Origin of the sequence: Terribacillus sp. JSM ZJ617 (assembly GCF_044383785.1) — a bacterium.
Lineage (GTDB): Bacteria > Bacillota > Bacilli > Bacillales > Amphibacillaceae > Terribacillus.
Map to the genome: position 1 here is coordinate 59,855 of NZ_JBISEQ010000007.1, position 21,995 is coordinate 81,849.

Sequence of the window (21,995 nt, forward strand, 5' to 3'; positions counted from 1 at the left end):
CGACATGGAAAATTTCAAGCATTTGAACAGTCAGTATATTAATGGAGAATGGCGTGAGGGTCAGAGCAGTGTAAAAATGGAGAATCGCAATCCATATAACGGTGAGCTAATTGCTACCTATCAAGCTGCAAGCTTAGATGATTTAAACGAAGCATATGAAGCATCTGCCCGTGTGCAGAAAGAATGGGCGAAAACAAACCCGGTAGCACAACGCGCTGTCTTCGAAAAAGCTGTTGCTTATCTCGAAGCAAACCATGAAGCATTTGTTGAGACTATCATCGAGGAAATTGGCGGTACAAGATTAAAAGCTGAATTCGAGATCGGTCTCGTTACAAATATCATCAAGGAAGCCTCAACATTCCCATTCCGAATGAACGGCCAAATCCTGCCGTCCCCGATTGATGGCAAGGAAAACCGTGTTTATCGTGTTCCTGTTGGAGTGGTGGGCGTTATCAGCCCATTCAACTTCCCATTCTTCCTATCCATGAAGTCTGTTGCGACTGCATTGGCAGCTGGAAATGGTGTTGTATTAAAACCGCATGAACATACTGCAATTACTGGTGGTACGATGATTGCGAAGCTATTCGAGGACGCTGGTCTTCCAAAGGGCTTGCTCAATGTCATTGTGACAGAAATCAGTGAAATTGGTGATAACTTCGTAGAGCATTCAATTCCTCGTGCGGTATCCTTCACAGGGTCTACTAAAGTCGGTAAACATATCGGAATGGTAGCCGGTAAGAATTTGAAAGAGGCGCATTTGGAGCTTGGCGGTAACAGTGCATTGGTAGTTTTAGAGGATGCAGATATGGAACTTGCAGTCAGTGCAGCTGTATTCAGCCGTTTCACTCACCAAGGTCAGATCTGTATGTCTGCCAATCGTCTGATTGTGCATGAAGATGTGTATGATGAATTCGTTGAAAAATACTTGGCGAAGGTTTCCACGCTTACTTGCGGTGACCCGAAAGATCCAAGCACAATCATCGGACCGCTTATTAACGAACAGCAAGTGAAAACGACTGTAGCGTTGATTGAAAAAGGTATCGAAGAAGGTGCAACACCGCTAATCAAAGGTAAAGTGGAAGGTAACATTGTTGAGCCAGTAGTATTCGGCGATGTAACGCCAGATATGACACTTGCAAACGAAGAACTATTTGCCCCAGTCGTCAGCATTTTGAAAGTGAAGAGCGATGAAGAAGTGCTTGCCTTTGCAAATAACAGCGATTATGGCTTGAGCGGTGCTATACATACAAGAGATGTGGAGCGCGGTGCAGAGCTTGCGAAACAAATGGATACGGGTATGATCCACATCAACGACGGTACAATCAATGATGAACCTACTGTTGCTTTTGGCGGGGTGAAGAATTCCGGCCTTGGCCGCCTGAATGGCGATTGGAGCCTTGATGCATTCACAACAACAAAATGGATAAGCATTCAGCACGATCGCAGACAATATCCGTATAGCTAATGATAGAAGCCCCACAGCTCATAAGGCTGTGGGGCTTTTTTTTATGTGCAGCTACTCTGCAGCCATGGCATCCTGTTTGGTTCGATGAACTGTGCCATATGGATGTTCAGGCGGTGCATAAATAGTATAAAGCTTCAAAGGTGTACGACCGGTATTTATCACATTATGCCATGTTCCAGCAGGGACAAAGATGGCATAATCATCTTGGACATATTGCTGATATTGTAAGTTGTCTTTCCTAGGGCCCATTTGGACTAGTCCATGCCCGGATTCAATGCGTAGGAACTGATCAACATTCGGATGCCTCTCCAAACCGATATCTTCTCCTGGTCGGATACTCATCAATGTCACTTGAAGATGTTTTCCGGTCCAGATAGCTGTCCGGAAGAATCGATTATTTTCTGTAGCTTGTTCGATGTCGACAACATATGGTGAATTTCCGTGATCGTGTATTTGCTGCTGCCACTGATAATTGCGCCAGTCATTTGGACTCGGGGGCCAGTGATAGTGCGGATATCCAGGGTACATTTATCCTTCTCCTTTGATGCAGTTATATCGTATCCTATGCTATTGCTCACTGAGAGTTCTTGGTGGTTTAAAGCAAAAGAAAGAGTACAGGAGGTTTTCCTGTACCCTGAAAAACGATCATTTAGCTTTGATTACGTCAATCCGTGGCATCTCCGGCTGTTTCATATCATTTCCCAAGAAATAACTTGTATGAGGTGGCTGGTTATAAGCAACATTCTGCCAAGCAATGCCTAAGCGGTAAACAGGATCGTGCATTAAGGTAGGGAGTTTTTCTTCGGTTATGTCTGTTGTCGTATAAAGGACGAGAGCGCTGCTGTCTTCTGTACGCCAGATGGCTTCCTCACGCCAGTCACCGATTAAATCAGCCTGCAGGGCAGGATTTCCTTTTGTTCCATTGTTGGAGTAAGTTCCTTCGGCATCGAGTAATGGATCCAATTTTTCTGTTTCCGGGTTCCATTTTCCGATTACGCCAGTACCAGTCTGGATGCTTTCATCGAAAGTATGATCAAGTATTTCACGTGTCAAGTCGCCGTCCCACCAGATAGCAAAATTGGCAGGAGGGATATTTGTGGAAATTTTCTCCCCTGAAGCAGCGTAGAGTCCACCTGTCGGGCTGTTCCATGCACCGTCAATTGCCCACATTTCTGCTCCTGGATAGCGAGGGTCAATGTCAGATGCAAGACCGCGCCCTACATCTATATTTGTAGGGATCCCCCAAATTAGTTCTCCTGTACGGGCATCGCGGAACTCTAATCCTGCTTCATTTGGATATGATTCATGTACTTGGAATACTTCAAGCCCTGGTCTGCTTGGGTCTAAATCGCTAAGATGCATTGCATCACCGTGACCAAGACCAGTCGAATAAAGACCAGTGCCATCGTCGTCCAATGCCATCGCGCCATAGATGATTTCATCTTTGCCGTCTTCATCCACGTCTCCGATACTTAAATTATGATTACCTTGCTGTGCATAAGCTTCGTTTCCAGGTGTTTCACTATTGAACATCCATTGCTTTTTCAGTTTGCCATCTTTATAGGTATAGGCCGCAATTACTGTCTTTTCATAGTAGCCTCTTGCTTCAATGATACTCGGTGTTTTGCCATCCAGATAGGCGACTCCGGCAAGGAAACGGTCCCCTCGGTTCCCGTAACAGTCACCCCAATCACAAATATCCCCCCGGGCTGGTTCATAGTCGACTGTCTGCTTGATCTTACCCGTGTTGCCTTCGAATACAGTCAAATATTCTGGCCCTTCGAGTATATAGCCTGATGCATTGCGATGATCCGCGTCAGGATCGCCGATAACTTTTCCTTTTGAATCTGTTGTTCCGTCAGCTGTTTTGACGACAAGCTCAGATTTTCCGTTACCATCAAAATCGTAAACGAGCATTTGTGTGTAATGGGCACCTGCACGGATATTATGGCCAAGATCAATTCGCCATTTATGCGTCCCATCCATTTCATAAGCATCGATTAAAACATTGCCTGTGTAGCCTGAGCGGGAATTATCCTGTGCATTGGATGGATCCCATTTCAAAATGATTTCCCATTCTCCGTCACCATCCAGATCTCCGACGCTGGCATCATTGGCATTATAAGTATAGGACTTCCCATCCGGTGTTTTACCATCAGCTGGCTTTTGGAGGGGGATATGCAGCTGATTGTTTTGCCATACTTTGATCTTATCCTGATCTACGCCTTTTCCGATTGCTTCTACACGATATACACTATTTACAGTACCATCTTTATCCAGGAAATTCGTGCTGTGTTTCACAGGTTTCCGAGTGATTTTCTTACCGTCGCGATATACATGAAAGGAGGTTTTTTTCGTATCGTTCCCGAGGAATCTCCAGCTTAAGAAGACACCATCCTCTGTCTGGACGGCAACAGCGCCACGTTCCAAATATTCCATTTGCCTTTTAGGCAGTTTCTTGGCATCGGCAGAGAAGGGGATTGCGAATGTCAGAAGCAGGACGAGCAGCAAAAGCAGACATTTTTTCAATATAACCATTCCTCTCCTTATTTGTTGAAGCGCTTTCATTTTAATGCAGTAGGAAGGTTAATTCTTATTAGACAAGGCAGGGCATTCTCAAATATGGTTGTAAATATCTTAAAAGCCATGCCTGAATAGGCATGGCTCATCAGTTAAATTATTATTTAGCAGTCCCTAATGTATGAATCACATGAGCTGTACAATTGATGCCGTTCAGGAAATAATCCACATCAAGATTCTCGTTCGGCGAATGGTTATGCTGATCAAAATTCGCATAAGGAACGATGATAGATGGCAAGCCTAGTATACCTGTCCACACATAATCCGGAAGGGAGCCACCCATACTCGGCTGAATGAGCGGGTCTGTTTGGTAAGCATTCTCGACTGCGCTGATTACTTTCTGAACAATCGGCAGCTCCGCTCTTGTGCGTGAGGGCTGCATGCTGCCCAAGTATGTAACCTCTACGTCAGGGGCATAGGCTTGAACATGCTTTTGGATCTTTTCAAAGATATCGTTTGGATCCTGATCCACAACGAGCCGAATATCCATTTTGAGACGAGCAGTGGAAGGGATGATCGTTTTCGTTCCTTCTCCTGTATAGCCGCTTTCCATACCAAAGATATTAAAGGTAGGCTCGCCAGTCATCTTCTGATAGTAGGAAGGACCATCCATGGACAGGTCCGGATAGCCGATCTTTTCACCTAATGACTTCTTGTCATAAGGTAGCTTCGTAAGCAGCTGCTCCTCATAAGCGGTGAACGGACGGATGCTATCATAGAAGCCTTCTATTTTGACATGACCGTCAGAGTCTCGCATTGTATGCATTAGCTCGATCAGTTTCCAGGCAGGGTTAGGAACAATATTTCCAGTGTTGCCAGAATGGTTATCCCGATCTGCTCCTTTGCTATCGAATTGAATGGAAAGCATTCCGCGTACACCAAGCAGCACGAGTGGGGAAGAGCTGTTATGAGACGGGCCATCAGATGTGTAAACAAGATCGGCTTGCAGCAGATCTTTGTGCTCTTTCACAAATGCTGCAAGATTTGTACTGCCTTTTTCTTCTTCACCTTCGAAGACGAATTTAATGTTGATAGGCAGATCGCCCACTGTATTCAAGTAGCTTTTGACGCCGAACAACTGAGCCATCAGCTGACCTTTGTTATCACCTACACCGCGGGCATAGATTTTGCCGTTGCGGATTTGGGGTTCGAATGGAGGAGATTCCCACGCATCGTAAGGCTCAGGAGGCTGTACATCGTAGTGTCCATAGATAAGTAAAGTGAAAGCTTCCGGATCCTTGATCAATTCTCCATATACGACTGGATGACCGGCCGTCGGAATGATTTTTGTCTCTATTCCTAGTTCCTCCATCATTCCTTTCAATAGTTCAGCGCATTCCTCAATTCCGTCATTCTGCGTACTGATGCTTCGCTGGCGCAGCAAGGTGAATAGCTGGTCCAGGAAGTCTTGTTTATTTGTTTGTATATAATCCTTTAATGCAGATGAGTTCATATAATTCTCCTTTATTTCTTAATTCAATGTTCCAATCAGAACTGTGGCAATCAAGATTGAACAAGTCGTCACAGTTGTGAAACCGCCCATAAGCATGGGTGTCACAATCTCATTCATGATGGCTTCTCTTTCTTCTTCTGTTTCTCCGACTTCACGGCTGATTTCCTCACAAAGGATATAGTCTGCAGGGAAACCGAAAAGTGCTGTCAATGCAACAGGCATACCAAGATACTTTCCGACACCGAGAAGCTTGGAAGCGAGCAATCCTCCTATTGTTACACCTGCCGTACCAAGCAAACATATCAATAGAATTTCTGGAATATAGCTGGCCAAAGCAGCTGGTGTCACATCATCCATTGAAGAAATAACGATGAAGATGACAGCAATCATGGCAATTCCGGTTGCGTTCGCTTTTTCCATTGTCTTGGCAGGATAGAAGCCGATATAGGCACCAATTACCCCGATGATTAAACAGAAGATAGTGTAGTTGACGCCGGTGACAGCATCAAGGATAACAGCGATACCGCTGCCCAAATAAAGCTGAAAAATGAAAATAAGGGATGTCTGATATTTTTCCGGTAAAAGTAATTTGCGTTCGTTCTGGGCTTTGACTACTTTATTTGGCCGTTCTGAAACTTCCTCTTTTTCCAAAGCTGCACCGCTGTGCAGGCGCGCCTGTACTTGCTGTTTCACAACAAGGGCATGCCTTTTTAAGAAGAAGGAAGCAAGTGGGATGCCGAATAGCTTATGAATGCTTAGTACTAATGCTGGGATGATGACAAGGCTGGATAATCCTAACTCGGTCAGTTTTTCACTCGTAACGAGATATGCTACAATTCCGCCGACGACTGGACCTGCACCTGCTACTGCAGTCTCATAATCAAAGAATATCGGAACAATTGCTAGTACTAGTGCTACTGCAGTAAGGGAACCAATCAAAGCGATCAAGATAGGTTTCAACTGTCCTTTGATCAAGGAGAACGGAACAAGTGTACCAAGGTGGACAATGAATGGTGCAACAATCAGGGATCCGAAAGCCGTAATGACTGAATCAGACATTAGTCCATTTGGGATGATTCCTGCCCAAAGGAGGCCAACGTATAGCAGCAAAGCTGCCAGCAGCATTGGAATGCGTGCTTTCGTCCAGATGGAGATGAGTTCTCCTAAACCTAACACAGCAATCAATAAAAGGGTGATCATGACAGGGTTGCTACTGAGTTCACTCCACATGTACATCCTCCTCCATTTTCTATGTAAGAATATTAATAAAAACTAAACTATATTCAGAAAATTGTCAACATACTAATCAATTAAAGCAAAAAATCTGCTAGGCTAAAAGTCTTATTTTCTGTATACTAATCTCATTCAATGGAGAAACGAGGAGAAGGATGGGTATATTACATGCCTTTACACTGCCGTCTGTCCCTAAGGAAAACAAGCAGAAGCTTAAGGAAGTTGTCTTAGAGGAGAATTGGAAAAGAACGAAACTGTTCGCTATCATCATATTGTTCTTTGAAGCTATCTTGATTGTGAGGCAGCTTCCAGGAGGAATTGATTTATATGTAGGGCTGTATCTTGGATTGTTCAGTGCAGCAGCTCTCTTCTTGCTTTGTATATACATAATGGGAAAAAAGAAGATACCTACTGGATACAGAATGTTTATGGTTCATTTCTTTGTATTTCTGTTCCTGGCTTGGGGGACGATGGTTACACTGTTGGATCAGCTGCATTACGGCCACGTCATGGCATTTGTGGTTAATTATATGTGTGTATCGACATTGTTTCTCGCAAATGGTAAGCATTATCTGCTGTTTGCTCTCCCAAACGTTGTTTTTCTTTATGTCGGTTTACCTTTCTACCAGCAATCAGCGAATATGCTGTCAGGTCATTATACGAACCTTACAGTATTCATTTTCTTTTGCTGGCTGGCGTCACAGCTGCTGTATAAGGGGTTCGCTGCAAACTTTTTCAATAAGCTTTTACTGACAGAGATTAATGAAGAATTAGAAGCGCAGATTGCCCAAAATGAAGTGATGAACGAGCAACTGAAGAAACAAGCAATGCTGGATGAGCTGACCGGTGTACCGAATAGGAGGGGCTTCCAGGATTATATTCATTCTGCATTGGCTAATGAATCGAAACGACGTCTCTCTTTATTCCTGCTCGATGTCGATGCCTTTAAAAGCTATAACGATCATTACGGGCATTTGCGAGGAGATGAAGTGCTTCGTCTTGTGGCGCAGTGTGTCTATCAAACTACAGCGATTCCGACAGCGGGCTGGGCAAGGTATGGCGGAGAGGAATTCGTTTTGGCTGTTTTTGATCAGTCTTCTGAAGAGTTGGACGAGCTGGCTGAATCAATCCGGCAGGCAGTGCAGGAGCTCCGTATTGACCATGCATTTTCACCGGTCTCAGATAAGGTGACTGTAAGTATCGGTATATATAGTGCTGCTATATCAAAAGGTATACAGTTATCGTATTTCCTCGGACAAGCGGACGAAGCTTTATACGAAGCGAAACGTTCCGGTCGGAATACTTATATTAAAAGAGAAGAGCTAAGCGAATCATTCGCTTAGCTCTTTTTCCTTATACATAACCTGGACGAATCGTTTCAATTCTTCTGTCAATCCGCTGATTGGCTCTTGGAATCGGGGATTTTCCCGGTATTCAAGAGCTACTGAAGCCCTATAATTCAAATCGTCAATCGGCAGAATAACGATATTGGACATTCTCTGCTCACTTATATGATACAAAATTGACCGCGGCAGTACTGTAAATCCATGACCGCCTTCCACGAAAGCAAGCATGTTCTGAACATCATCGACCATTTGATAATCTTTGGCCTGTACCAACCTTAAAAGAGAGCTGATCTTATCCAAATTATTCGTCAATGCTGCGTGCTCGAAGACAATCAATTTCTTATCGAGTTTGACTGAATTTGCGAGCTTGTCGTCCAAAATTGTAACATCATCCTTATGACAAAGGAAAACTAACTCGTCCTGGAGCAGCGGCTCACAGAGAAACGGAGTCTTTGCTTTGTTTTCATAATGGATGGAAAACTGGATGCTGCCATATTCCAAAAGCTTCTTCAAGACATTAGTCGGTCTTGTAATGAACTTGAATGGAATGTGCGGAAAGTGTTCCTGCATGTAGGGGATGATAATGTGGTTGAATACCGGTGCAAGCCAAATGTTGATTCCAATCCGCAATTCATCTTTGCCTGCTGTAATACTGCTCAGCAACTGATAGCTTATTTTATTATCACCAGTAAGTGCAAACGATGCATCCTGCAGTTCCCCGAGAAGCTCAATCGCATAGGGAAGGAAAAAATAACCTTCTTCGGTCAGTTCGATTCCGTCCCAGCTCCGTTTCAATAAGACGAAGTCAAGTTCTTCCTCCAGTTTTCGAATTCGTGTACTCAATGTAGGCTGTGTAATATGTAAGGCTTTTGATGCTTTGGATATACTTTTATTGGAGACAACTGAAAGAAACGACTCCAATCCGTCAATGTTCATTATCCTTCACTCCTGCTGTTCTATACTGTTCATATTATATTTTTTTGGGCAAAATGTATAGGAAACTGTATAAAATTCCTTTATCTTCAAGAGCAGTGCTTGTATTTCCAATCGAGAACAATTAAGATGAAAGGATGCACCAATGACGCCATAACGAATGGCATAGAAAGGATTTAATTATGAAAAATAAACGTCCACGCTCTCGTGGGTTCCAGCCTGCGAAGCCGAAAGTATATAACGTTACAGAAGAAGCAGAACTATTACCTTTCCTGTTGGAGGTTGTAGGCAAAAGCCGTAATTCAGTGAAATCTATCTTGGCCCGTGGTCAGGTTTCTATTAATGGGCGTGTTTCCACGCAATTTAATGACAAACTGCAACCAGGTCAGGAAGTTACCATCCGAACAGATATGGTAACAGAAGCAGCACCGCTGCAGGGCATTACAATCATGTATGAAGATGATACCCTCATTGTTATCGAGAAAGCTTCTGGACTGTTGTCAATCGCTTCCAATAATGAAAAAGAGAATACAGCTTACAGACAGCTATCTGATTATGTAAAAGCGCAACATAGTGATAATAAGATATTTGTCGTCCACCGTCTTGACCGCGATACATCCGGTGTGATGGTGTTCGCTAGATCAGAGAAAATTAAAAAGATAATGCAGGAATCATGGCAAACAACGAAGGAACGAGCTTATGTTGCGCTCGTTGAAGGCGATGTTTCAAAATCAGAAGGAACCATTACCTCCTGGCTGAAGGAAACCAGTACACATAAGATGTATTCCAGTAAGTACGAGAACGACGGATTGAAGGCAGTGACGCACTACCAAGTACTTCAAGGGAACAAGGACTTTACGTTAATGGAAATCAGCTTGGAAACAGGACGAAAAAACCAAATTCGTGTCCACATGCAAGACATCGGGCATCCGATTGCAGGGGACAAAAAGTACGGAGCGGAAGATCGTTCCATCAAACGCCTTTGCCTGCATGCACGCAAGCTGAACTTCAAACATCCTGTCAATGGCATGCCACTAAGGTTTGTATCGGATATTCCGAAGCTATTTACTTCTAAATCCAGATAACATGAAAAGCAGAGCAGATATGCTCTGCTTTTTTTATAAAAAATATTTATACCTATTGCCAACAGTTTCCAAATGCAATATTATATCCATAAGTAATATATCATAAATGGATATAAAGGATGGGTGTTATGGCTAAAGGAAATTCCCTGGAAGAACTGACGGATCCGGTTTTCTATATTCTAGTCGCATTAGTGGAGCCCAGACATGGGTATGCCATTATGCAGTATGTAGAAGAAGAAACAGATGGGACGTTTAAGATAGGGCCTGCAACATTGTATACCATCATAAAGAAATTGCTGGATGCCGGCTTGATTGAAGCTGAACCTGAAAGCGAGCCGAGGCGCAAAACCTATGTTACGACTGCTGCTGGTATTTCCAAGTTGGAAGAGGAAGTTGAAAGACGGAGCAGGATGCTCGACCTGGCGACAATTGTACTGCAGACGAAGGGGAGGAAGGGACAATGAGACAACGAAAGTATATATCTTCAGGCGGACTGGCTTTTTCGGAAAAAGAGGATATGCAGAAGCTTGCCAAACAGGCAGCCAAAGGCTGGCATTTACAGGATTTTGCCTTCATGGGCTACCGACTTGTCCGCGGGGAACCGAAACAGGTACAATACATGATCGATTACCGCACCCTGGATGAAGCAGAGGAACAAGAGTATCTGGATATGTTCAAGCACGCAGGCTGGACAATTGTGTGCAGTTCTTATGGAATGTATATCTTTGTAGCTCCTATCGATGCAGCTCCAATCTATACGGATGCAGATACGAAGCAGGATAAGTTGAAACGCGCGTCTTCGTTTATTCCTAAGATGGCTTTGATTACCACTATTATGACTCTCGTCAGCTTTTGGATAAGCCAGGAAACCAACAGCAGGACAATCTCTGTTATTAGTTTATTATTACTCATTGTAGCTGTCTGCAGTATCGCAATGACAGTGTCCTTTAGTTTCCGGATGCTTAAGCTGATGAGAAAGGGCGAGGATTGATGCATCATAGTCGTAGACGTACATCAGAGGTAAGAGGATAGCATGAAAAGAAGGCTCCCATTGAGGAAGCCTTACGGTAGTTATGGCAAAATGGATTCGAATGTATAGCTGCCTGACTCTGCATCGAAGGAAACCTCTCCATTTTTATGCTCCTTGAAGGAGACACCAGTTGCCTTATGGATCGGTTTTCCATTAACTCGAACCGACTTCGTATCTTTTGCCGGGATTGTGATTGTTGCTGTCGTATTCGACGGAATGACAGCATTGTAGCTGAAGGCTTGATCGTCTGCTTTCCAGCTGCTTTCAATACGGCCATACATGGAATCAACATGTCCCTTCGCCCATGTCATCACCTGATCCGGATCTGGTGTAGGCTCGAGCAGGAAGTGCTTGAAGCCTGGGTGATCAGGATCTCGTTTGATTCCTAATGATTCTTTGTACATCCACGCTCCAACGGCACCGAATGAATAGTGATTGAAGGAATTCATGCTGTTATTGCCGCCAAAACCGTCTTCTTCTGTATAAGAGTTAAGTCGTTCCCAAATTGTCGTTGCACCGTTCTCAACTGAATACAGCCAGGATGGATAGGATTCCTGCTGCAGCAAACGATAAGCGATATCATCGTGGCTGTAATCAGAAAGTGCTTGGCTGATTGCTGCTGTTCCAATGAAACCTGTCATGAGAGAGTACTCTGGACGCTCCTTACCTAAGTCATCCGTATTCTTTCTCTGGACTGTGGCTGCCAGATGATCAGCAGCAGCGTCTGCATTGGTCTCATTCAATACGTTGAGAGCCAAAGGTACAGCATAGGAAGCTTGACTATCCGAAATGGAACCGTCAGATTTCAATGTCTTTTTCGTTTCCGGATCAATGAACTTGTCATTGAAGAATTGCTTCCGTTCTTCGTAGCGTTCCCAATAATGTGCAGCATCGTCATCATTACCAAGAATCTCAGCTGTCTTCGCCATGATCTCCAAATCATACACATGGTACGCCGCCCAGAGGAAAACATTTTCTGTCTTACTGTTTTCAGGGCTGAGCCAGTCACCTAATGGACCTTCGTTTATCAATCCTGTCGCTGCATTCACTTTTGTATCCAGATAATCGACATATTGCTTCATGCTGTCGTAATGTTCCTGCAGAACAGTTTCATCTCCATATTGCTGGTAAGACTGCCACGGGACAGTTAGACCTGCGCTTCCCCACAGGATACCGCCAAAGCCAGGGCCGATTGGTGTTACGTCGGAATAACGCCCGTCAGCGCGCTGCAGATCACGATTAGCCAGATTGTGCCTGCGGAGGAATTGGTTCACGTTATCCATATAGGTGGCTGTTTCCGAGAAAACGGATATATCGCCATTCCAGCCCATGCGTTCATTCCGCGCTGGTGTGTCTGTCGGAATAGAGAGGAAGTTTCCTCGCATGCTCCAAGTTATGTTTTCCCATAGCTTATTCACAGTTGAATTGGATGTCTCATAGCTCGAATCAATATCATGAATGGAGCTGATCACCAACCCTTTCACATCCTTGAGAGCAGGTGGCTTATCTACACCAGTAATCTCGATATAGCGATAACCATGGAAAGTGAAACGAGGCTGGATCGTCTGGTTACCCTTTTTCGTTACATACGTATCTTGAACCAAAGCTGCGCGCAGATTTTCCAGCATGAGCATACCGGTATTCTCACCAGATTCTTCGCTGTCCGGGTAAAGCATTTCGGCATAGCGCAAGGTAATCTTCTCATCAGCTTTCTGTTTCTTCAGATTGATTTGCGGAACACCGACCATATTTTGGCCCATATCATATACATATACGCCTGGTCGCACTTCTTCCATGCTTTTTGCTGTCAATGTATCGACAATCCGGGCGTTTTCTCCGACCTGTCCCGTAATCTGCATATCACTATAATCCAGATTCCCGGCGGTTGTCGTTTCATCTAACGGCACTTCTACAGCCTGTTTCCAATTCTTTGGCTTAAAGCCAGCTTTGCTCCAATTCTTCATTTCTTTATTTGCATCGTACACTTCCCCTTGGAAGAAGCTGCCGTAAACGAGCGGTCCATCTGTCGTGTACTCCCAGTCAGGGTTCGTTGTGATGGTTTCTGTCGAGCCATCTTCATAGTTGATAACGAGCTTTGCCAGAAGGGAATTGCGATCGCCGAAATAGTTCCAGTTTTCGGTCGTGAATGTGCTGGCACCACTCCACCATCCTTCTCCCAGCATGGCTCCGAAGGCATTTGCCTTGCCAGACTTAAGCTGATCTGTCACATCATAGGTTTGGTACATCTGTGTTTTGTTGTATTGTGTCAAACCCGGGTTGAAGTAATCTTCTCCGACACGTTTTCCGTTGAGATAGAGTTCATATATTCCTCGGGCTGTTGCATACAGTCTGGCATCTTTGATTTTCTTTTTATCTGTTTTGAACTCGGTTCTCAGCAGCGGCGTGGAATGACCACTCGGATCGGCAACAGCAAAGACGCCTTTGTTGCCCCCAGCAACGTTGTAAGCACCTGATGTAACAGTTACGCCTTTCGCTTTTGCAAAAATGCCTTTATAATTTTTCGCCTCTGTATTTTCTTCAAAAAGGGTGTTGGATGGCTTGCGGTAGTTCGTCACTTTCAGATTGCGGAAGCTTGCCTGCTGCTTCTTATCCACTGAAAACCCGATTTCGGACAGCATTGGGAAAGCGATATAATTACCGCCTGATCCGACGGGGTTCACATTGAACCCATTCACAGGAGTGATTCGATTCTCCCCATCCATGAATATATGGAAGACACCTGAATTTCCCCAGATTGATATGTCATGGGCCTTATGCTTATTTTTGTTATCGATCAATTCTCGGGAAATATCCAATACTGTAATTGGGCTGGCAGGATCATCTTCCGGTTCATAGCCCGCCCGATAGATTAGCAGCTTGGCATTCCCAGAATCTCTCTTTACATCCGAGACATCCAGCTCGAATTCCACATAGCTTTCATTCACATCATTCTCGAGATTGTACATGTTCTTATTCTTATCCATCAGTCTTGGATCATTAGCGCCGAGGATGAAGCTGGCTTTTTCTGTATTTGTTTTCTTATCCAGCTGTAAGCTGTAATGCACTTTATACACATTGAAATAATGCGCTTGGAGCACCATATCTTCTGCTTCGGTACCAATCCATTCGGCACCGTCCCAAGCAGAAATATCTGTATCCAATAGTCCTGTTTCGAACCAGCTGGCGGCTGTTGCCTTCTTACCATTTTCGTTCCAAACAGACACTTCCCATTCATAACGAGTAGCTGGTTTCAGTTCTTTTCCTTCATATTGAATAGCGACAGACTCATCAGAATGCTGTTTTTTGGTATTCCATACAGTTTTCCCTTCTGGATCCTTTACAACAAGCTGATAAGCTTTTTGTTTGGCTCCTTGGTGGTCGGCTTGCATTTGCCAGCTGAAGGTAGGGTTTGGATTGTCCAAACCAAGCGGTGTTGAACTGAAATCAGTTAAAAGATTAATAACTTCTGCTTTCTGTTTTTTGGCATCTACTGGGCTGGAAACAAAGGGTAGAAACGTGGTTAGGACTAGGAGCATTGAGGTAACCCACACAATACGACGATAAAACCGGGTCTGCATACGATTCCTCCTTCATAATGGTTAATGAAATTGCTGTAAGGCAGTCCAATCGGTGCATACGTGGAGGCAGCTCAAACTTTTACACGTCAATTGTTAGCGCTTACATATTTAAATTCTACCGTAATCTTGCACATATTTAGAGGGGGCATTTCTTGGTTAAGGGGGAGAATCATAAGGTGTTATAAAGAAAAAATTGGAAATAATCCCGGGCGTCTGTACTCGATCCATTGTCTCTTGATGCTTCCCTTTATAATTCATACAATTGAATAATTCATTTATATAAAATATTTAAGGGAGCTAGTCTCGAGGAGGATCATTGTGGAACGAAACGAAATAGTATTAGAAGCTAATGACTTGCACAAACAACATCTATTGAATTGGAGAAGGCACTTACATGCAAACCCCGAGCTTTCTTTTCAGGAGGAGCGTACTTCACAATTCGTTTACGATACATTAGCAGGTTTTGGGAATCTGGAGCTGAGCAGACCAACAAAGACCAGTGTCATGGCAAAGCTGAAGGGAGCGAAACCGGGTAAAGTAATTGGTTTCCGAGCAGACATGGATGCCTTGCCTATACAGGAAGAAACGAATCTTCCTTTCGCTTCAAAGGTCGATGGTGTGATGCACGCATGCGGTCATGATGCGCACACTAGCATCTTGCTCACAGCAGCAGAAATCTTAAGTGCCAAGCAGGAAGAGATGAGTGGGGAAATCCGCTTCTTCTTCCAGCACGCAGAAGAGCTGTTTCCTGGCGGGGCTAAAGAAATGGTAGAAGCAGGTGTTACCGAAGGATTGGATATGGTGTTTGGACTGCACGTTGCTTCTCAATTGCCGCGCGGTAAGGTTGGTGTCATTTATGGACCAGCAACATCCAATTCCGATCAGTTCCATTTGACTGTAAAGGGAAAAGGCGGGCATTCTTCACAGCCCGATAAAACGGTGGATCCAATTGTTATCAGTGCCCAGATTATCACGAATTTGCAATCAGTAGTATCACGGATGACTAGCCCAAAAGAAGAACTGGTCGTTTCACTCACCACTCTCCAGGCTGGAGATGCAGTAAATGTTATTCCGAATGAAGTGCATATGGGAGCATCCTTGCGTTCGCTTAAGCAAGATGTGCGGAAGAATGCGATAACTGCCATTGAGCGTATGGTAAAGGGTATAACGGAAGCAAATGGTGCCGCATATGAACTGGAAGTTACGTATGGATATGATTCTGTCATCAACGAAGAGGAAGCAACTGCAATAGCAGAGCGAGCACTCAAGCGGAAGCTTGGGGAAGGAGCAGTACTTCATGGCAGTGCGATCATGGGAGGAGAGGACTTTGCTGCTTTTGCAAATGCCGTTCCTGGATGCTTTGTATTTGTCGGTGCTAAGGAGGAAGCTAATCCAACTCCTGCACCTCACCACCATCCACAATTTCGAATAGAGGAAGAAGCAATGCAAGATGGTGTGCAATATTTCCTTGGTATTGCAGAGGATCTTGTTTTCTAGAGAGGAGTCTTTGTACTCCTCTTTTTTCAATGTTTCTCACTTAACGTTAACAATCGCTGACTTAAAAACTTTTTATAGGTAATATCTAAACTGATTTTTATCAGGAAAATTGAATGGATATTCATCTAGGGTCTTTAATACGAGACTAGGGAGTGCTATGATAGTGAACATACAAATTTTCTGAAATATTTCATTATTGTAATTATTGAAGGGGAGATCTTATGCTAACGAAACAGACCGAAATTGAATTGTCCAATGAACAAGTAGAAGAGATTGTCAGCTGGAGAAGATATTTGCATCAGTATCCGGAGCTGTCTTTCCAAGAGTATAAGACATCAGCCTTCCTTTATGAAACGTTAAGCACTTTTCCTAATCTGGAAGTGACTAGACCTACTGAAACAAGTGTATTGGCGGTACTGAAGGGGGCTCATCCTGGTAAAACGATCGGCTTCCGGGCTGACATGGATGCCTTGCCGATACAAGAAGAAACAGGTCTTCCTTATGCATCAAAAAACGATGGTGTCATGCATGCTTGCGGACATGACGGTCATACTGCCATTTTGCTTGGAGTCGCGAAAGCACTAAGTGCAAAACAGGATAAAATCCATGGTGAAATACGTTTCTTCTTCCAGCACGCAGAAGAATTGCTTCCAGGAGGCGCTAGAGAAATGGTTGCAGCCGGCGTGACCGAAGGTGTGGATTATGTGTTCGGTTTGCATCTTTCCTCTCTTACGCCATTAGGTCAGCTGACGATTACACCGGGAGCTGCTACGTCCAATTCAGACATGTTCCATGTCACGATCAAAGGGAAAGGAGGACACTCTTCTCAGCCGGAGAACACAATTGATCCAGTCGTTACAAGTGCTCAGATCATCACCAGCCTGCAGACGGTCGTTTCCCGCATTACGAGCCCGAAAGATGAATTGGTTGTGTCTGTCACAACATTACAAGCTGGAGACGCTGTCAATGTCATTCCAGAACAAGTGAAAATCGGGGCTTCCGTTCGCTCCTTTAGTCAGGACGTCCGTAAACGGGCAGTCGAGGCGATTGAACAAATTATCAAGGGTGTATCCGAAGCGAATGGCTGCCAGTATGAATTTAATTATACGTACGGCTACGATTCAGTCGTCAATGATGCGGATGCAACTGCTATTACGTTTGAAGCAATCCGACGCAAGCTGGGCGAAGGGGTAGCAGTCGAAGGAGAAGCAATTATGGGAGGCGAGGATTTTTCAGCCTTCTCAAACGTTGTTCCTGGCTGCTTCGTATTCGTAGGAGCTTGTTCTCCGGATAACCAGACACCAGCTCCCCATCACCATCCGAAATTCCTTATTGACGAAGCGGCATTGGCGGATGGGGCGAATATGTTCCTTGCTATTGCTGAAGACTTGTTGCTGGAATAAGAAAACTGTAACAGCGAAACTGGTGACTTTGGCTATCATCGTCGCTGCAGAAGACGTATTTTAAATTATTTCCCGGGCAAAGATTCCATTTGGAATTACATCAAAGGACTAGAGTTATGCTGACCGAGTTGTGCTACTTAGGTTACTTAATAAGTAACAATTAGTGTCAGCATCAGGGTGAAGGTAATGATTTAAGTCAGCTGCGGCTGCTTTTCAAGGGCGGATTCGCTTCTTTTCCAGCCGGATCAGTAGTCGTCAGTACATTGTGTACATACATTTAGGGAGGCTGTAAAATGGACAAGCTTATTCGCAATGGTATCGTAATTAATGGAACAGGAGAGGTAATAGAGGATGCTGTGATTGCCATTAAAGAAGATCGTATCGCTGCTATGGGGCCATCGGCTGACTTTATCGGTATTGATGCCAAAGAAGTCATTGACGCACAGGGCGGTTATATACTGCCAGGTTTGATCGATACACATGTGCATATGATGATGGAAATTAAAGACGTACGGGAATCACTTATCACCCCTTTCTCGATGCGTTTCTATGAAGCGTTGACGTACATGAAACGCACATTGGATGCAGGCATCACGACAGTAAGAGATGCTGGTTATGCCGACCTTGGCGTAAAACAGGCCATCGAACATGGCTTGATTAGCGGACCGCGTATGCAAATAAGCGTTAATCCGCTTACGATCACAGGTGGTCATGGTGATAATTGGATGGTGTCCGATATGGATTTGACTAATAAAGCTTATCCAGGATTTCCATCAGGTATTTGCGACGGACCGGAGCAAGTACGTCAGAAGGTCCGGGAGATGCTCCGGGCAGGTGCGGATATTATTAAAGTACATGCGACTGGAGGCGTCATGAGTCCGACCGATCATCCGGAATTCACACAATTCTCCATGGAAGAGTTGCGCATCATCGTAGAAGAAGCCACTTATCGGAAAGGGCGTAAAGTGATGGCGCACGCCCAGGGAGCAGAAGGTGTAAAACAAGCTGTCCGAGCGGGCATCCATTCTATCGAGCATGGTATCTTCCTTGACGATGAAGCAATCGAGCTCATGCTGGAGCATGGTACGTACCTTGTTCCAACGTTGCTCGCCCCTGTCAGTGTCGTGGAAGCAAGTGAAGCGAATGAAAGCATGCCTGCTTATGCGGTTGATAAGGCGAAGGAAGTAATGGAAATCCATCAGAAGAGCGTAGCAAGAGCATATGAAGCAGGTGTCAAAATTGCGATGGGAACCGATGCAGGTGTTATGGCACATGGCATGAACTTGCGTGAGCTGGCACTGATGTGTGATATTGGCATGAGTCCGATGGAAGCAATTATTGCGACAACTAAAGTAGCAGCAGAGTGCTTGGGCTGGGAAGATAAAATCGGGACAATAGCTGAAGGGAAATTAGCAGACATAGTCATCGTGCAGGAAAACCCATTGGAAAGTATCGCTTCCTTGGCTGACACAAATAATATAAAGACGGTAATACAGGGAGGGAAGCTGAAGAAACAGCTTTCCATCCAGTCAGGTATTCCAAGTTGACAACAAAACAGCGGGCAAACGCCCGCTGTTTTATTGTACAAATATTTGACAGAACAACCAGGAGTCTAATAGGCTTAACATGTAATTTTATTTAGTTGCTTACACTATTATGTAAGCGCTTAAATTTGAAGGAGGCGATTGAATGAAGTCTAGTATGCTATCGTTATGGGAAGGGCTATGGCATGCGCATGAAAGAACCAAGCAATTGCTGCTTTTCGCTGTACCAACCTCAAAGAATAAAGTGTCAGATCGATCCTCGAACCAATCAGGCACTTCCAACAAGGCACCTCGTACGTATAAACGTCCCCAGTTAATTGGTTTGTTGTTAGGTCCTCTATTGTTTTTCTCTGTCATTTTGTTTTATTACCCCGAAGGATTGAGCTATGAAGGACGCATGGTATTGGCTACGACATTATGGGTTGCGACATGGTGGATCACAGAAGCCATTCCAATACCAGCTACTTCCTTACTGCCGCTGATTCTCCTGCCAATAACACAAGGTCTTGATGGAGACACAGCGGCTTCAAGCTATGGAGATCCGATTGTATTCCTTTTCCTTGGCGGTTTCTTGATTGCTATGGCAATGGAGAAATGGAATTTGCATAAACGTATTGCATTGAATATCATCAGTGTAGTCGGAACGAGTACCTCACGTATCGTACTTGGATTCATGATTGCTACTGGTTTCCTCTCGATGTGGGTATCTAATACGGCAGCGGTCATGATGATGCTGCCGATCGGGACAGCTATTATTTATCAAGCCAGTCAAGCGGCAAAAGCCAGCAAGCAAGACATCGGTGAAGATAATCGGAAGTTCGAAAAATCACTTGTGTTCGCGATTGGGTATGCAGGAACGATTGGCGGTCTCGGAACGCTGATCGGTACGCCCCCGAACATTATCCTGGCGGCAATGGCAAGCAGTTTGTTTGGCGTAGAGATTTCCTTTGGCGGCTGGATGCTGATAGCCGTACCGATTGTTATTGTCCTTTTGTTTTCGACATGGTTTTATCTGACGAAATTTGTTTTCCGAATCAAGATGAAGGAATTGCCGGGTGGAAAAGAGCTGATCCTTAAGCAAAAACGGGATCTGGGCAAAATGTCATTCGAAGAAAAAGCCGTGCTTGCCGTATTTACATTTGCTGCATTCATGTGGGTCAGCCGCACCTTTCTTTGGCAAGAGGATGCTGTGTTGGAGATACTAGCTATCCCGGGTATCAGTGATACGACAATAGCAGTCTTGGCAGGTGTAATATTATTCTTGATTCCTAGTTCAAGTAAAAAAGGGCAAAGGATTCTTGATTGGGACGTTTCGAAAGAATTGCCGTGGGGAGTTCTGCTTCTATTCGGAGGTGGGCTTGCAGTCGCAGCTGGCTTCACTAGCTCCGGGCTTTCCCAATGGATCGGTGATCAGCTTACAGTCTTGGAAGGATTAAATATTTTTGTGATCATCGTTATTTCGACAACACTCGTATTGTTCTTGACCGAGATTACATCCAATACAGCGACTGCTACTATGATCCTGCCTGTAATGGCATCATTGGCTTTAGCTTTGGATGTTCATCCATATGCTATCATGGTGCCTGCTGCGATGGCTGCCAACTGTGCATTCATGCTTCCGGTTGGAACGCCGCCGAACGCTATCATATTTGCAACTGGTAAAATTACGATAGCAGAGATGGTCAGGATAGGCTTTGTGCTTAACATATTTACCCTCGTTCTACTCATTCTAGGAGTCTTTGCGCTTGTCGGTCCGCTATGGGGACTTGATTTGAACATGTACCCTGAATCGTGGAAATGAATTTGATAGGAGTCTGCCATTGGCAGACTCCTGTTCATTAAAGGAGACCACCATGAAACATTATCTGGTAATTGGAGGAACGGGCATGCTCCAAGCAGCTGTCCTTGACTGGAATCAGGAGGGGCATAAGGTGACAGTCATTGCTCGAACGGAGAAAAAACTCAGGCGTTTAGCTGAATGTGCTGCCCATTCAGAGCGCCTTCGAACGATACAAGCAGATTACCATCAGCTTGAAAGTTTTCAAAAAAAGCTGGAGGATGTTCCGCCGCCAGATATCATTGTAAGCTGGATTCACCGCAGCGGAAACAGTGCAATACAAGCTCTTTGTAACACATATGGCAATGCGTCAAAGAGGATAGAGCTTTTTCATATAAAAGGGAGCAGTGCTCATGATCCGCTACAAAACTATGTACCTCATTATCCCGATACTATCGATTATTATGAGGTCATCTTAGGTTTCCAGCTGACCGGAAGCACTTCCAGGTGGCTTACAAATGAAGAAATAGTAAAAGGAGTAGAAAAAGCAGTCAAACAGAGACATTCCCGCTATATCGTCGGAACAATCGAGCCGTGGAATGCCAGGCCATAATCTTTATTCTCGCTTTATGAAGAATTTGAATTATTTTCTTCTGAATTGTTCATAACTTAAGGATTCTACCGATAATAGAAATGTGCAACTAGGAAAATAGGTCTAGTTATGCCCAAGGATTAAGCGGAGGGTTCCCGATGAAGGAAGCAAAAGATCAAGGTTGGGCGTTGGTGGCTAAGCTGATGAAGGAAGAAGAGAACCTTGCTGTTGATAGTGGAGAGATTGGATATACCGGGCTTAACGGTAAATTCCTGGCATTGCTCAGTATAGCTGTTTTCGTTACAAACGGAGATGAGCGTGCACTTCGGCAGCAATTCGAAGCTGCTCTCCTGTCCGGCATATCTGTCCAAGAGATGATGGAAGCAATCCAACATTGTGCATTGTTGAATGGGTTCCCGCCTTCGCTGAAAGCTATGTCATTATTAAAAGAAGTAGTGGACGACCAATGACAAAATGCG

Annotated in this window: 17 protein-coding genes; 11 read left to right on the forward strand and 6 right to left on the reverse strand. The window is 44.5% G+C overall.

The features are described 5' to 3' along the window. Nucleotides 1–4: 4 nt before the first annotated feature. Entirely contained in the window at nucleotides 5–1,465 is a 1,461-nt protein-coding gene (locus ACH6C1_RS17840; RefSeq protein WP_374079523.1) for an aldehyde dehydrogenase family protein, read from the forward strand. Between the two features lie 51 nt (nucleotides 1,466–1,516). Here the strand turns inward: ACH6C1_RS17840 and ACH6C1_RS17845 are convergent, their stop codons facing one another. The 4 genes from ACH6C1_RS17845 to ACH6C1_RS17860 form a co-directional block, all read right to left on the reverse strand. Then, entirely contained in the window at nucleotides 1,517–1,993 is a 477-nt protein-coding gene (locus ACH6C1_RS17845; RefSeq protein ID WP_095218754.1) for a cupin domain-containing protein, read from the reverse strand. 117 nt (nucleotides 1,994–2,110) lie between these two features. After that, nucleotides 2,111–4,003 (reverse strand): rhamnogalacturonan lyase, encoded by a 1,893-nt coding sequence (locus tag ACH6C1_RS17850; RefSeq protein WP_483887695.1) that lies wholly within the window; start codon nucleotides 4,001–4,003, stop codon nucleotides 2,111–2,113. Nucleotides 4,004–4,145: 142 nt separating this feature from the next. After that, complete coding sequence (locus ACH6C1_RS17855; RefSeq protein WP_374079525.1) at nucleotides 4,146–5,498, reverse strand: M20/M25/M40 family metallo-hydrolase; 1,353 nt, start codon at nucleotides 5,496–5,498, stop codon at nucleotides 4,146–4,148. A gap of 18 nt (nucleotides 5,499–5,516) precedes the next feature. Further along, nucleotides 5,517–6,728 (reverse strand): hypothetical protein, encoded by a 1,212-nt coding sequence (locus ACH6C1_RS17860; protein WP_374079527.1) that lies wholly within the window; start codon nucleotides 6,726–6,728, stop codon nucleotides 5,517–5,519. 158 nt (nucleotides 6,729–6,886) lie between these two features. On the opposite strand from ACH6C1_RS17860, the gene ACH6C1_RS17865 reads away from it, so the two are divergent. Then, complete coding sequence (locus tag ACH6C1_RS17865; protein ID WP_374079529.1) at nucleotides 6,887–8,074, forward strand: GGDEF domain-containing protein; 1,188 nt, start codon at nucleotides 6,887–6,889, stop codon at nucleotides 8,072–8,074. On the opposite strand, the gene ACH6C1_RS17870 is transcribed toward ACH6C1_RS17865, so the two are convergent. Further along, nucleotides 8,063–9,013 carry a LysR family transcriptional regulator gene (locus ACH6C1_RS17870; protein WP_374079531.1) on the reverse strand — a complete coding sequence of 317 codons (951 nt, stop codon included), beginning with the start codon at nucleotides 9,011–9,013 and terminating at the stop codon, nucleotides 8,063–8,065. The two genes, ACH6C1_RS17865 and ACH6C1_RS17870, sit on opposite strands and share 12 nt — an antisense overlap. Before the next feature lie 179 nt (nucleotides 9,014–9,192). Here ACH6C1_RS17870 and ACH6C1_RS17875 point away from each other — a divergent pair, with 179 nt between their 5' ends. The 3 genes from ACH6C1_RS17875 (at nucleotide 9,193) to ACH6C1_RS17885 (ending at nucleotide 11,086) form a co-directional block, all read left to right on the forward strand. Further along, on the forward strand, nucleotides 9,193–10,095 hold the full coding sequence (locus tag ACH6C1_RS17875) for an RluA family pseudouridine synthase (protein ID WP_095218749.1): 903 nt from the start codon (nucleotides 9,193–9,195) through the stop codon (nucleotides 10,093–10,095). Nucleotides 10,096–10,223: 128 nt separating this feature from the next. After that, nucleotides 10,224–10,559: a PadR family transcriptional regulator gene (locus ACH6C1_RS17880; RefSeq protein ID WP_095223520.1), complete on the forward strand. Its 336-nt coding sequence runs from the start codon at nucleotides 10,224–10,226 to the stop codon at nucleotides 10,557–10,559. After that, a complete protein-coding gene (locus ACH6C1_RS17885) occupies nucleotides 10,556–11,086 on the forward strand; it encodes a DUF2812 domain-containing protein (protein WP_374079534.1) in 531 nt (176 codons plus the stop codon). The genes ACH6C1_RS17880 and ACH6C1_RS17885 overlap by 4 nt, the downstream gene beginning before the upstream one ends. 80 nt (nucleotides 11,087–11,166) lie before the next feature. Here ACH6C1_RS17885 and ACH6C1_RS17890 read toward each other — a convergent pair whose 3' ends face one another. Next, nucleotides 11,167–14,703, reverse strand: coding sequence for an alpha-L-rhamnosidase (locus tag ACH6C1_RS17890; protein ID WP_374079537.1), 3,537 nt, complete (start codon nucleotides 14,701–14,703; stop codon nucleotides 11,167–11,169). 318 nt (nucleotides 14,704–15,021) lie between these two features. Here ACH6C1_RS17890 and ACH6C1_RS17895 point away from each other — a divergent pair, with 318 nt between their 5' ends. From ACH6C1_RS17895 to ACH6C1_RS17920, 6 genes are all read left to right on the forward strand, one after another. Further along, on the forward strand, nucleotides 15,022–16,200 hold the full coding sequence (locus tag ACH6C1_RS17895) for a M20 metallopeptidase family protein (RefSeq protein WP_374079539.1): 1,179 nt from the start codon (nucleotides 15,022–15,024) through the stop codon (nucleotides 16,198–16,200). Nucleotides 16,201–16,421: 221 nt separating this feature from the next. Beyond that, nucleotides 16,422–17,603, forward strand: a complete 1,182-nt coding sequence (locus ACH6C1_RS17900; protein WP_374079541.1) for a M20 metallopeptidase family protein — start codon at nucleotides 16,422–16,424, stop codon at nucleotides 17,601–17,603. 293 nt (nucleotides 17,604–17,896) lie between these two features. Then, entirely contained in the window at nucleotides 17,897–19,150 is a 1,254-nt protein-coding gene (locus ACH6C1_RS17905; protein ID WP_374079544.1) for a metal-dependent hydrolase family protein, read from the forward strand. Nucleotides 19,151–19,292: 142 nt separating this feature from the next. After that, a complete protein-coding gene (locus tag ACH6C1_RS17910; protein ID WP_374079547.1) occupies nucleotides 19,293–20,948 on the forward strand; it encodes an SLC13 family permease in 1,656 nt (551 codons plus the stop codon). 52 nt (nucleotides 20,949–21,000) lie between these two features. Then, the gene (locus ACH6C1_RS17915; RefSeq protein WP_374079549.1) at nucleotides 21,001–21,537 is read left to right on the forward strand and encodes a Rossmann-fold NAD(P)-binding domain-containing protein; all 537 of its coding nucleotides are present in this window, start codon (nucleotides 21,001–21,003) and stop codon (nucleotides 21,535–21,537) included. A gap of 137 nt (nucleotides 21,538–21,674) precedes the next feature. Then, complete coding sequence (locus ACH6C1_RS17920) at nucleotides 21,675–21,986, forward strand: carboxymuconolactone decarboxylase family protein (protein ID WP_095223527.1); 312 nt, start codon at nucleotides 21,675–21,677, stop codon at nucleotides 21,984–21,986. Nucleotides 21,987–21,995 lie beyond the last annotated feature (9 nt).